Consider the following 11,626-nt stretch of genomic DNA (forward strand, 5'->3'; position numbering starts at 1 on the left):
TTCTTCGTTGAATTTTCTGGCCGCGGCCTACGGCTGTTTTCTTGCCGGCTCGCCATCACCGGGCTCGGAGCGCTGCCTGAGCCTCAGCCGCGACACGCGCTGCCAGTCGCCGCTGCGCTCGGCCTCGGCCATCGACCGTTCGACATAGGAGATGTGGTCCATCGCCGCCTGCCGCGCCGCGGCCGGATCGCCGGCCTTGACCGCGGTGTAGATTGCCCGGTGCTGCGAAAGCAGCGCCTCGCGCGCACCCGGCACGCTGAACACCAGCCGCCGGTTCTGGAACACGCCTTCCGACAGCAGCCGGTAACAGGCGCGCAGCGTGTGCAGCAGGATGATGTTGTGCGCGCATTCGCAGATCGCGTGATGGAACTCAACGTCGATTTCCGCCTCGTCGTCGAAATTGCCGGTCCGGTGCGCCTCGTCCATCCGTGCCATGATGCGGTCGAGCAGCGCCAGATCGTCCGATGTGGCGCGCCGCGCCGCATATTCCGCCGCCACCGCCTCGATCTCGCGGCGGTACTCCAGATAGTCGGTCACCGCCTTGCGATGCATCGAGATCAGGTCGGCCACCGGCTTCGTGAACAGCTGGCCGATGACGTCGGCGACATGGGTGCCGCCGCCTGGCCGTGTCGTCAATAGCCCGCGCCCTTCCAAGGCTTTCAAGGCATCGCGCAGGATCGGCCGCGACACCTCGAACTGGCGCGCCAGCTCGCGCTCGCCCGGCAGCCGGTCGCCGGTGCGCAGCACGCCTTCGAGGATCAGGCTCTCGATCTGCTGCACCACCTCGTCGGCGGTGCGCGAATGCTCGATCCGGGAGAAAATGTCGCTCAAACGGGGTGCCTGGGGGTTGAACCGATGTCGCGCAAGATAAAGCCAGCGTCGCCAACTGGTCAAATTATTTATCCAATTCGCCCGGCCGGGTCGGTTTCACAGCCGCGGCTTCATATCACCTTCTGCTAAACTGGCTGTTTGCGTCCCCTGGCGATTGCCTCTAGAGCAATTCCAGGAAAAGTGTGAAACGGTTTTCCGTCCGGAATTGCGCAGAATCAAAGGGATAGAGCGGTTCGGCGTTTCCGTGAAACGATAAAACCGCTCTAGAGGGACATCATTGCCAAAGGGCTCAGAGAAGCCCGGGGGACCAGCCGTGCCAGACGCCGACCCGTCCAATCTCGAATTCCAGCTGCGCGCCAAAGCCATGGGCGGCAGCGTCATGGGCTTTCCGGCGCACGAAGGTCGGCCCGGCGCGCTCGGCGAGGTCCACGCCCGACCGCATCCGCTGGTCGAAAAGCCGCGCGTGCTGGTGCAGCTTTCCTTCATGACCGAAGGCGGATCGAGCGTCGATCTGGCAGTGCTTTCGGAACTGTCGCAGCGCCTTGGTATTGCCGCGCCCGACCGCCATGCCCGCCATCACGCGATGAAGTGGGGCAAGGGCTCGCTGCGCTGGGAACGGCACACGGAGTTCTCGACCTATCTCTGGGAAGGGCCGCTCGCCGAAAACGGCAGGGGGCAAGAAGATACCCCCTTCGGCAACGGGTTTTCGCCGCCGGGCACGGTGATTTCCGGCATCAGGCTCGAAATCCGCAAATGGACACCGGCGAACGAGCGGCTGATCGCCGGCTTCGACCCGACCAGCCTGTGCTATTCGCTGGTCGAGCGCGGCAACGCGGCCATCGTCACCGATTTCCGCCAGGATGGCGACGGCTTGACCCGCATGCTGGTGCTCGATCGCGGGCTGACACCGGCGCGCACCGGGGCGCTGTCGCAGCGGCTGATCGATATCGAGACCTACCGCACGCTGGCCATGCTTGGGCTGCCGCTGGCGCTGATGCTTTCGGGGCGTGCCCGCCGCATCGAGGACAGGCTGGCCCAGACCACGCTGGAAATGAAGGTCGCCGAAACCCGCGACAGCCAGACCTTGCTGGCCGACCTGACCGAACTTGCCGCCGAACTGGAGGCGGATGCCGCCTCCAGCCTCTACCGGTTCGGCGCCAGCCGTGCCTATGACGGCATCGTCGGCGAGCGGCTGGAGGCGCTCGAGGAAGAAGCCGTGCCCGGCTACGACACCTGGGGCGGGTTCCTGCAGCGGCGCGTCGCGCCGGCCATGCGCACCTGCCGTTCGGTCGAGGAGCGCCAGGCCAATCTGTCGCGCAAGCTGACCCGTGCCACCACGCTGCTGCGCACCTGGGTCGACGTCGAGGTCGAGAAGCAGAACCGCGATCTCTTGGCATCGATGAACAATCGCGCCCGCCTGCAATTGCGCCTGCAGCAGACGGTGGAAGGACTCTCGGTCGCCGCCGTTTCCTACTATGTCGTCGGCCTCATCGGCTACGTCGCCAAGGGCGCCTCGATCTTCGGCCATGCCTTTGCGCCGGAAATGGTCACCGCCGCCTCGGTGCCGCTCGCCGTCCTGCTCGTCTGGTGGGGCGTGCGCCGTGTCCGCCGCATGCACTCCGAACCGGGCAAGCAGCCGGGCGAGTAGTGTGGGGCGCGCAGCGGCAGATTGCCGCTGCGAAAGGCTGTCCCGGCCATAGGCCCGCGATCCCGGCCAAAGCGGCATTTGCAACCGATAGCCGTCGCTGGTAAAAGATTTTTACCAGTCGGTCGAAGGAGGCTGTCGATGTCCGGTCTTGCGATGCCGAAACCAGACGACGCCACGCTGCGCCGGCGCGATGAGATCGTCGCCGATATGCGCATCATCGTGCCGGGCGAGGGCGTCGTCGACGCAGCCAATGCGATGCGCGCCTTCGAGAGCGATGGGCTCACCGCCTACCGGCAATTGCCGCTGGTCGTGGTGCTGCCGCAAACCGTGGCGCAGGTCTCGCGCGTGCTGAAATATTGCAGTGACCGCAATATCCGCGTCGTGCCGCGCGGCTCCGGCACCTCGCTCTCCGGCGGCGCGCTGCCGCTGGAAGACGCGGTGCTGCTGGTGATGAGCCGCTTCAACCGCATCCTCGAGATCGATTTCCAGAACCGCATCGTCGTCGCTCAGCCCGGCGTCACCAATCTCGGCATCACCACCGCCGTCGAGCAGGAGGGCTTCTATTACGCCCCCGATCCATCCTCCCAGATCGCCTGCTCGATCGGCGGCAATGTCGCGGAAAATTCCGGCGGCGTGCACTGCCTAAAATACGGTCTCACCGCCAATAATGTGCTTGGTATCGAGATGGTGCTGATGAATGGCGAGGTGGTGCGCCTCGGCGGCAGCCATCTCGACGCGGAAGGCTACGACCTGCTCGGCGTGATGACCGGCTCCGAAGGATTGCTCGGTGTCGTCACCGAGGTCACCGTCCGCATTTTGAAGAAGCCCGAGACGGCGCGTGCCCTGCTGATCGGCTTCCCGACCAGCGAGCAAGCCGGCCAATGTGTCGCCGACATCATCGGCGCCGGCATCATCCCGGGCGGCATGGAGATGATGGACCGCCCGGCCATCCACGCCGCCGAGGATTTCGTCCAGGCCGGCTATCCCCTGGATGTCGAGGCGCTGCTGATCGTCGAGCTGGACGGGCCGGGTGTCGAGGTCGACCATCTGATCGGCCTGGTCGAAGCCATTGCCTATAGGAACGGCTCGACCACATGCCGCATTTCGCAATCGGAGCAGGAGCGGCTGAGTTTCTGGGCCGGCCGCAAGGCAGCCTTCCCGGCGGTCGGCCGCATCTCGCCCGACTATTACTGCATGGACGGCACCATCCCGCGCAAGGAATTGCCGCGCGTCCTCGCCGGCATGCGCGAACTGTCGGAGAAATACGGGCTCGGCGTCGCAAATGTCTTCCACGCCGGCGACGGCAATCTGCATCCGCTGATCCTCTACGACGCCAACGTGCCCGGCGAGCTCGACAAGGCGGAGAGTTTCGGCGCCGACATATTGCGGCTCTGCGTCAAGGTCGGCGGCGTGCTGACCGGTGAGCACGGGGTCGGCGTCGAGAAGCGCGACCTGATGCCGGAAATGTTCAACCAGATCGATCTCGACCAGCAGATGCGCGTCAAATGCGCCTTCGACCCCAATCACCTGCTCAACCCAGGCAAGGTGTTTCCGCAGCTGAGGCGATGCGCCGAACTCGGAAGGATGCACGTGCATCGCGGGCAGACGGCGTTTCCGGACATTCCGAGGTTTTGAGGGGTATGTTGGCGCTTGGACACCCCCCTCTGTCCTGCCGGACATCTCCCCCGCAAGGGGGGAGATTGGCTGCTTCAACGTCCTGCTCGCCTTCAAGCGTTGATGGTTGGCGAAAGCCTAAGCGACATCCGATCTCCCCCCTTGCGGGGGAGATGTCCGGCAGGACAGAGGGGGGTGGGAAGGATCGCGGCTTCTCGTCATTTACGACTGGTGGTTCTGCCGCATGACCACCTTCACCCCGACCACATCAGCGGAAACCCTCTCCACCATCGCCTGGGCCGCAGCGGAAGACTCGCCGCTCGAGATCCTCGGCCATGGTTCCAAGCGCGGCATCGGCCGGCCGCAGCAGAGCGAGCATACGCTCGACCTGTCGAACCTGTCCGGCGTCACGCTCTATGAGCCGGCCGAACTGGTGCTGTCGGCGAAAGCCGGCACGCCGCTGGCCGCGATCGAAAGCCTGCTTGCCGAAAACGGCCAGCAACTGGCCTTCGAGCCGATGGACTACGGCCCGCTGCTCGGCGGTGAACCAGGACGAGGCACGATCGGCGGCGTGCTGGCCGCGAACCTTTCCGGCCCGCGGCGGCTGAAGGCCGGGGCTGCGCGCGATCACATCCTTGGCATCGCGGCCGTTTCCGGCCGTGGCGAGGCCTTCAAGTCGGGCGGCCGTGTGGTCAAGAATGTCACCGGCTATGATCTGTCCAAGCTGATGGCCAACAGCTGGGGCACGCTGGCGGTGTTCACCGACGTCACCTTCAAGGTGCTTCCCGCTGCCGAGACCGAAGTCACGCTCGCCATCCGTGGCCTGCTCGACGATCATGCCACCGCCGCCATGGCGCTGGCACTGGGTTCCAGCGCGGAGGTGTCGAGTGCGGCCCATCTCCCTGAACGGGTCGCCGCGCGGGTCGCCGGCGGCAGTCTCGGCAGCGATGCGGCGACGCTGCTGCGCATCGAGGGTTTCGGCCCGTCGGTCGCCTACCGCATCGCGGCGCTGAAAGACCTGCTGAAAAACGCCGGTCCGCTGCAGGAGATTTCCGGTTCGGTCTCGTATTCTGTCTGGCGTGACATCCGCGATTGCGCGCCGTTCGCCGATGGCAGCGAAAGGCCGGTGTGGCGCGTCTCGATGGCGCCGTCGCAGGGCCACCTTATGGTGCTGGCGCTGCGCATGCAGGCCGCGGTCCATGCCTTCTACGATTGGCAGGGCGGGCTGATCTGGCTGCGCATGCAGCAGGACGATCCAGAGGCCGGCCTGTTGCGCGGGCTGATCACAAAGCATGGCGGCGGCCATGCCACGCTGGCTCGCGCAACCCCTGCGCATCGCGCGGCGATACCCGTGTTCGAACCGCAAGCGCCGCCTCTTGCAGCACTGTCGGCGCGGCTGAAGGCCGAATTCGACCCGAAGAATATCCTCAATCCCGGGCGTATGGCGCCGGGCGCAGGCTCTGCTACTCTCGCCCCAGCAACCGAGGGAGGAGCGCAATGAGCGATGCAGGCCAAAACGGTACGTCACGCCAGACCGACCGCTGGCTGGAGCCCGGTCCGACCAACGCGCTGGTCATCTATATCCTCTATCTCGCCGGCCTCGTTATCGGCGTCAGCGGCATTGTCGGCATCGTCCTGGCCTATATCAACCGCGGCAAGGCCGGCGGCTTCGTCGAAAGCCATTACGCATTCCTGATCCGCACCTTCTGGATCGGCCTGCTCTATGCACTGATCTCGGCGCTGCTGATGGTCGTGGTCGTCGGCGTCGTGCTGATGGTCGCTGTCGCCGTCTGGTTCATTGCCCGCTGCATTCTCGGCCTGCAGGCGCTGCAGCGCGGCGAGGCGGTCAAGAACCCGGAAAGCTGGTTCCTCGGACTATGAGCATGATCCCAAAAAGCGGATACCGGTTTTGGGAAAAGATCATGCTCAAACGGTAAGGATTCGTTTACGTGCAGACCTCCTTCTCGCTTGCCCAGCTTGCCGATCCGCATGTCGCGGAATCGGAAAAGATCCTGCGCAAATGCGTGCATTGCGGCTTCTGCACCGCCACCTGCCCGACTTATGTGACGCTCGGCAACGAACTGGATTCGCCGCGCGGCCGGATTTACCTGATCAAGGACATGCTGGAGAACGGCCGTCCCGCAGACAAGGAGATCGTCACCCATATCGACCGCTGCCTGTCCTGCCTCGCCTGCATGACCACCTGCCCGTCTGGCGTCAACTACATGCATCTGGTCGACCACGCTCGCGCCCATATCGAGGAGACCTACAAGCGTCCGCTGGCCGATCGCCTGACACGCGCCATGCTGGCCTTCGTGCTGCCTTATCCCTCGCGCTTTCGCGCGGCGCTCAAGCTGGCGAAGCTCGGCCAGCCATTCGCCGGCCTGTTTGAGAAAATCCAGGCCTTGAGGCCGCTGGGCGCCATGCTCAAGCTTGCACCGGCGTCGGTCCCGGCAGTCTCGCCGATGGCTTCGCCGGGCGTCCATGCGGGGCAGGGCGGCAAGAAAAATGGCCGCGTCGCCATCCTCACCGGCTGCGCGCAATCAGTGCTCGATCCCGGCATCAACGACACGGCGATTTCGCTGCTGACCCGGCTTGGTGTCGAGGTCGTCGTCCCGCAGGGCGAGGGCTGCTGCGGCGCATTGGTGCATCACATGGGACGCGAGGACGCTGCCTTGGCGTCGGCCCGACGGAACGTCGACGCCTGGACGCGCGCCATCGAGCAGGGCGGACTCGACGCCATCGTCATCACCGCATCCGGCTGCGGCACCGCCATCAAGGATTATGGCTTCATGCTGCGCCTCGATCCTGCCTACGCCGACAAGGCGGCGCGCGTGTCGGCGCTGGCCAAGGACATCACCGAATATCTCGGGAGTCTCGACCTGCCGGAACCGGTGCGTAGACCGGGCACTATCGTCGCCTATCACTCGGCCTGCTCGATGCAGCATGGCCAGAAGATCACCCGCCAGCCGAAGGAGCTTCTGGTCCGGGCCGGGTTCGTCGTGCGCGAGCCGCGCGAAGGGCATCTCTGCTGCGGTTCTGCCGGCACCTACAACATCCTGCAGCCCGGGATTTCGGCGACGCTGCGCGACCGCAAGGTCAGGAATATCGAGGCGACCGGCGCTGAAATCGTCGCCACCGGCAACATCGGCTGCATCACCCAGATCGCCTCCGCCGCCAAGCTGCCGGTGGTGCATACGATAAAGCTGCTCGACTGGGCCTATGGCGGCGAGCCGCCAAAATTGGTTTGATTGCTGCGCACCCGCCAATGAGACTGCCGAGATGCCCAACCCAAAATCCGAAGAGATTGGAACCGTCGTTCGGCTGCTGTCGGACAGATCGCCGGCGACGTTCCAGGCCAGCTATGGCGAATGCCAGACAATCGTCGTTCGTCATCTCAAGGATGGGTCCGAATTCCTGTTTGCGCTCATAAAGGCAGCGGTAGAAGCCGACGTCCAGCAAGACAATCTGATTATCGACGCCGTTTCGTTTCTCGACGACGCGCATTTGGCTCGTCTGGCATTTTTCCTGCAAGAGGAAGTGAAACGCGGAATAGACGTGGAGGATCTGCTGGCTCACGTCGCCTTGCAGGCGCCGGAATTGTTTCCAGACAGTACCTTGGGCGACATTCCCGATTTCGCAGACTGGCTGACGCATGATGATCCTCGTTCGCCGCCGGCATGTCATCATTTCAGCTTTGAGGAGGGCGCTCCGAGCGACATGTCTTTTCCGACGCACCGCAATCATCCTACCTGGCATCTGCCGGCGACTGGCAGGCCACTACGGTCGGCGGCGAAGGATCGGCAGTGTGCCCGACCTGTCGAGAGCGACTGATACATCTGGTTACGCTGGACGATCTTGAGCTGACGATGCCTCTTCCCAGACTCCGTATCGAGACCTGTGCGAATTCTCTCGAACCGACCTACTATTCCCACGACGCTGCCGGTGTGCCGACGCCGATCGCGCCTCTGCATTCGCCCTACATTGAGAGGCCTGCAAAAGCCGCCGAGAAAAAAACTGTTCGGTTGGCACCGACCCCTAAACGGTGGCTCAGGCAGTCGTACGGGATAAGCAATTCAAGGCAAAACCTGTTTCGGCTTGGTGGGCTGCCGTCATGGATTCAGGGGCCGCAGTTTCCAGTCGTTCCCGGGACGGACCGGCAAATGAAATTTCTTCTCCAGTTCGATTCATTCGCCGGTTTCTTCTGGGGCAGCGGCGGCATGCTCTACGTCTTCTGGGATGACGAGTCCCGGATCACCTGCCATGTGCCGCAATACACGTGACGAAAGCGCCTACTCCGCCGCCAGTCTGTCCGCCGTGCCGTAGGTTGCCTGGTAGCGGGCGCGCTGGCGGCTGAGCGCCACCATGGTGTTGCGCAGCAGGATCGCCACGGTGATCGGGCCGACGCCGCCCGGCACCGGCGTGATCCACGACGCGACGTGCCTGACGCTCTCGGCATCGACGTCGCCGACGATGCGGCTTTCGCCGTCCGGTCCGATTTCCGAATTGATGCCGATATCAATCACGGCGGCGCCCGGCTTGACCATGTCGGCCTTGATCAGCCGCGGCTTGCCGACGGCCACGAACAGCGCGTCGGCGCGGCGTGCGTGTGCCGCCACCGAGCGTGTCATGTGATGGCAGACGGTTACCGTCGCGCCTTCGCTCATCAAAAGGAAGGCGATCGGCTTGCCGACAATCTCGGAGTGGCCGACGACCACCACTTCGAGCCCCTTGAGGTCGAGGCCGGTTTCCCTGAGCAGTTCGACCGAGGCAGCGGCAGTGCAGGGCGCCAGGTCGAGCTGGTTGTAGACGATGTTGCCGATCGACGCCGGATGCATGCCCTCGACGTCCTTGAGTGGATGCACCGCCGCCTGCAGCGTCTTGATCGGGATATGCACCGGCACCGGTCGCTGGATGATGATGCCGGTGACGCGCGGGTCGGCGTTGAGGCCGTGGATCGCAGCTTCGAGTTCGCCGGCAGTGATGTCGGCGCGAAAGCGCCTCTCCTCGAAGCCGATTCCGGCCAGCCCCGCCTTGGCGCGCTGGTTGCGGACATAGATGTCGACCGCCGCTGTGTCGCCGACGGTGATCGACACCAGCTTGGGCGGAAAGCCTTCGGCGGTGGCGATCGCCGCGTCCTCGCGCACGCTGGCGATGATGCGTTGGGCAACCGGGCCGCCCTTGAGATAGCGGCTGTCATCGGAGAGGGACATCGAGATAGGGCCTTTGTCTGGAATTTTGGCTGCCACATAGCAAAGGGACGGCGAAAAGGCAGCGCGAAAAGCGAACCGCTATGCCTGTCGCGCGACGTGCCGGCGAAATCTTCGTCAATTCTCGCTGGCGGAAACAAAAAGGGCAGCACGGCTTGCCGCGCTGCCCTTTCGTGACTGGCCGCATCCCCACACGGCCCGTCCCCCGTTGTTTATTCATCTGGCCTCAGAAAGCCAAAGCTAATGTCTTTCTAGACCAGATGATTCGTCGCGGCAACTATATCACCACCACCGTTGTTCCGATATTCACGCGTTCGTAAAGATCGACCACATCCTCGTTGCGCATGCGGATGCAGCCCGACGACACCGCGCCGCCGATGGTCCAGGGCTGGTTGGTGCCGTGGATGCGGTATTCGGTCGAGCCGAGATAGAGCGCGCGTGCGCCGAGCGGGTTTTCCATGCCGCCGGCGAGATAGGTTGGCAGATAACGGCCCTTTGCGGCTTCGCGGGCGATCATCACCGCCGGCGGCCGCCAGTCCGGCCAGACCCGCTTGTTGGTGATCTTGTGAGTGCCGGACCATTCGAAGCCCGGCTTGCCGGTGCCGACGCCGTAGCGCCGCGCCTTGCCGTTCTTCTCGACCAGATAGAGGAAATTCTCTCTCGTATCGATGACGATCGTGCCCGGCTTCTGCGGGCCGTCATAGGCGACTTCCTGCGGCAAATAGACGGGATCGATCTGCGGCCGCATCACCATGCGTTTGGCCGGCGCCTGCACCGCTGCGGTGCGCAACTGATCGGGTTCAGCTTGCCGCCGGTAGCGCCGTAGCGGCTGCGCTTCCTGCCGGCTCTGCCGCACGATGCCCGGCGCATGGCCGAGCTGCAGCACCCAGGGCGCCGAAAGGTCGGGGCTGACCACCACCGGCGGCCTCTCGGCATAGCGGTCGTTGGCATTGGCGGCGCCGACGGCAAGCACGGCCGCGGCGCCGAACAGTGGGAACAAGAATATCTTCATCGGATCGCACCTTGATCGTCGAACATGCCGGGGCGCAAAGCCTCCCCGATTTCCGCGACATTGGGCGCGAAGCGGCAACCGAAACATGAATCGGAATGCGTAAAATGCCTGTCTGTCAGTAAACCTTTTGGTGTGGTTACCGCCCGGTTCAGGAATCTGGTAAAGCCGCGGTAAAGGCCGCTTCAAAACGCGTTAACGCCAAGACACGAACGGAATTCCGCCATGGACGAAAAGACAGGTCTGCTTGCTGGTCCCGACGGCATCGCCCGCTGCTTCTGGCACGGCAACCTGCCGGATTATCTGCACTACCACGACCACGAATGGGGCCGGCCGGTCGCCGACGATCGCCGGCTGTTCGAAAAGATCTGCCTCGAAGGCTTTCAGTCGGGCCTGTCCTGGCTGACCATATTGCGCAAGCGCGACAATTTCCGCGAGGCCTTCGCCGGCTTCGATGTCGACAAGATCGCCGCCTTCACCGACGCCGATGTCGAGCGCCTGCTCGGCAATGCCGGCATCATCCGTCACCGCGGCAAGATCGTTTCGACCATCAACAACGCCAAACGCGCCCGCGAACTCATCAACGAGGCCGGCTCGCTGGCCGCCTGGTTCTGGAAGTTCGAGCCCGGCCCGGACGAGCGGCCCGAGATCGTCGACCTCGCCCATCTGCGCGCCAATCCGACGACGGCCGTTTCGGTCCGCATTTCGAAGGAGCTGAAGAAGCGCGGCTGGAGCTTTGTCGGCCCGACCACCGTCTACGCTTTCATGCAGGCGATGGGGCTGGTCAACGACCATCTCGAGGGCTGCGTCTGCCGGGAACCGGTCGAGGCGGAGCGGAAAGCGTTCAGGCGGCCGAAATAGCGGCTCAGGCGCCGCCGGCGCCGGCCAGGAAAAACCCGGCCAGGATGGCCGCCAGCGCGGCGAACACCGGATAGATCACCAGCAGGCCGGTCATCAGCACGTCGCGCATGGTCGGCCCGCTGCGCTGTTGCGCCGCGATCTCGAACAGTCCGGCGATTTGCTTCGTCGTTTTTGGCCCATAACCATCGGCCGGCCGCAGCCGGACCGGGGCGTCGCGTGCGCCGCTATCGATGATGTCGAACTTCTGTAGCGTGGCCATGGCCCCGAACCCCTTGTTTCGGCGCGCTTATCGGCCCGGATTGTGTCGGCACGATGCCGCGCGCATGGCGCAATTGTTTCAGCTTCTTTTTCTTGCCTTCTCCCCTTGTGGACCTGTTGCGCAGTCATGAGCAAAGCTTGCGGCGGCGGGGTTGCGGCGGTTGTTCGCTTGTTTGCGGGGGATTTGACGTCTTG

Annotated in this window: 11 protein-coding genes; 7 read left to right on the forward strand and 4 right to left on the reverse strand. The window is 64.2% G+C overall.

The genetic code is table 11. From position 1 onward, the window contains the following. Nucleotides 1-27 precede the first annotated feature (27 nt). Complete coding sequence (locus tag NKH63_RS28575; RefSeq protein ID WP_352482361.1) at nt 28-831, reverse strand: FadR/GntR family transcriptional regulator; 804 nt, start codon at nt 829-831, stop codon at nt 28-30. A gap of 364 nt (nt 832-1,195) precedes the next feature. Here NKH63_RS28575 and NKH63_RS28580 point away from each other — a divergent pair, with 364 nt between their 5' ends. The 6 genes from NKH63_RS28580 to NKH63_RS28605 all read left to right on the forward strand — a co-directional run bounded on the left by NKH63_RS28580 (nt 1,196) and on the right by NKH63_RS28605 (nt 7,927). Continuing rightward, the gene (locus NKH63_RS28580; protein ID WP_023716470.1) at nt 1,196-2,479 is read left to right on the forward strand and encodes a DUF3422 family protein; all 1,284 of its coding nucleotides are present in this window, start codon (nt 1,196-1,198) and stop codon (nt 2,477-2,479) included. 138 nt (nt 2,480-2,617) lie between these two features. Further along, nucleotides 2,618-4,114, forward strand: a complete 1,497-nt coding sequence (locus NKH63_RS28585) for an FAD-linked oxidase C-terminal domain-containing protein (protein ID WP_352482360.1) — start codon at nt 2,618-2,620, stop codon at nt 4,112-4,114. Between the two features lie 223 nt (nt 4,115-4,337). Further along, nucleotides 4,338-5,594 carry an FAD-binding protein gene (locus tag NKH63_RS28590; RefSeq protein WP_352919791.1) on the forward strand — a complete coding sequence of 419 codons (1,257 nt, stop codon included), beginning with the start codon at nt 4,338-4,340 and terminating at the stop codon, nt 5,592-5,594. Next, complete coding sequence (locus NKH63_RS28595) at nt 5,591-5,974, forward strand: DUF4870 family protein (RefSeq protein WP_023716473.1); 384 nt, start codon at nt 5,591-5,593, stop codon at nt 5,972-5,974. Before NKH63_RS28590 ends, NKH63_RS28595 begins: the two co-directional genes overlap by 4 nt. A gap of 68 nt (nt 5,975-6,042) precedes the next feature. Beyond that, complete coding sequence (gene glcF / locus NKH63_RS28600; RefSeq protein ID WP_352919794.1) at nt 6,043-7,344, forward strand: glycolate oxidase subunit GlcF; 1,302 nt, start codon at nt 6,043-6,045, stop codon at nt 7,342-7,344. Further along, complete coding sequence (locus NKH63_RS28605; RefSeq protein ID WP_352919797.1) at nt 7,316-7,927, forward strand: hypothetical protein; 612 nt, start codon at nt 7,316-7,318, stop codon at nt 7,925-7,927. The genes glcF and NKH63_RS28605 overlap by 29 nt, the downstream gene beginning before the upstream one ends. Before the next feature lie 458 nt (nt 7,928-8,385). Here the strand turns inward: NKH63_RS28605 and NKH63_RS28610 are convergent, their stop codons facing one another. Both NKH63_RS28610 and NKH63_RS28615 read right to left on the reverse strand, forming a co-directional pair. Beyond that, complete coding sequence (locus NKH63_RS28610; RefSeq protein WP_023716475.1) at nt 8,386-9,306, reverse strand: bifunctional 5,10-methylenetetrahydrofolate dehydrogenase/5,10-methenyltetrahydrofolate cyclohydrolase; 921 nt, start codon at nt 9,304-9,306, stop codon at nt 8,386-8,388. A 274-nt stretch (nt 9,307-9,580) separates the two neighbouring features. After that, complete coding sequence (locus NKH63_RS28615; RefSeq protein WP_352482354.1) at nt 9,581-10,315, reverse strand: L,D-transpeptidase; 735 nt, start codon at nt 10,313-10,315, stop codon at nt 9,581-9,583. 222 nt (nt 10,316-10,537) lie between these two features. On the opposite strand from NKH63_RS28615, the gene NKH63_RS28620 reads away from it, so the two are divergent. Further along, nucleotides 10,538-11,173: a DNA-3-methyladenine glycosylase I gene (locus NKH63_RS28620; RefSeq protein WP_352482353.1), complete on the forward strand. Its 636-nt coding sequence runs from the start codon at nt 10,538-10,540 to the stop codon at nt 11,171-11,173. A 4-nt stretch (nt 11,174-11,177) separates the two neighbouring features. Here NKH63_RS28620 and NKH63_RS28625 read toward each other — a convergent pair whose 3' ends face one another. Further along, nucleotides 11,178-11,432 carry a hypothetical protein gene (locus NKH63_RS28625; protein WP_352482352.1) on the reverse strand — a complete coding sequence of 85 codons (255 nt, stop codon included), beginning with the start codon at nt 11,430-11,432 and terminating at the stop codon, nt 11,178-11,180. Nucleotides 11,433-11,626 lie beyond the last annotated feature (194 nt).

Source organism: Mesorhizobium sp. M0960, from assembly GCF_040319055.1.
Classification (GTDB): Bacteria; Pseudomonadota; Alphaproteobacteria; order Rhizobiales; family Rhizobiaceae; genus Mesorhizobium.

Bases quoted from the DNA above. Each gene is read 5' to 3' on its own strand.
- NKH63_RS28580 (WP_023716470.1), top strand. From the start codon at position 1,196: ATGGGCGGCAGCGTCATGGGCTTTCCGGCGCACGAAGGTCGGCCCGGC.
- NKH63_RS28585 (WP_352482360.1), top strand. From the start codon at position 2,618: ATGTCCGGTCTTGCGATGCCGAAACCAGACGACGCCACGCTGCGCCGG.
- NKH63_RS28590 (WP_352919791.1), top strand. From the start codon at position 4,338: ATGACCACCTTCACCCCGACCACATCAGCGGAAACCCTCTCCACCATC.
- NKH63_RS28595 (WP_023716473.1), top strand. From the start codon at position 5,591: ATGAGCGATGCAGGCCAAAACGGTACGTCACGCCAGACCGACCGCTGG.
- NKH63_RS28605 (WP_352919797.1), top strand. From the start codon at position 7,316: ATGGCGGCGAGCCGCCAAAATTGGTTTGATTGCTGCGCACCCGCCAAT.
- NKH63_RS28610 (WP_023716475.1), bottom strand. From the start codon at position 9,306: ATGTCCCTCTCCGATGACAGCCGCTATCTCAAGGGCGGCCCGGTTGCC.
- NKH63_RS28615 (WP_352482354.1), bottom strand. From the start codon at position 10,315: ATGAAGATATTCTTGTTCCCACTGTTCGGCGCCGCGGCCGTGCTTGCC.
- NKH63_RS28620 (WP_352482353.1), top strand. From the start codon at position 10,538: ATGGACGAAAAGACAGGTCTGCTTGCTGGTCCCGACGGCATCGCCCGC.
- NKH63_RS28625 (WP_352482352.1), bottom strand. From the start codon at position 11,432: ATGGCCACGCTACAGAAGTTCGACATCATCGATAGCGGCGCACGCGAC.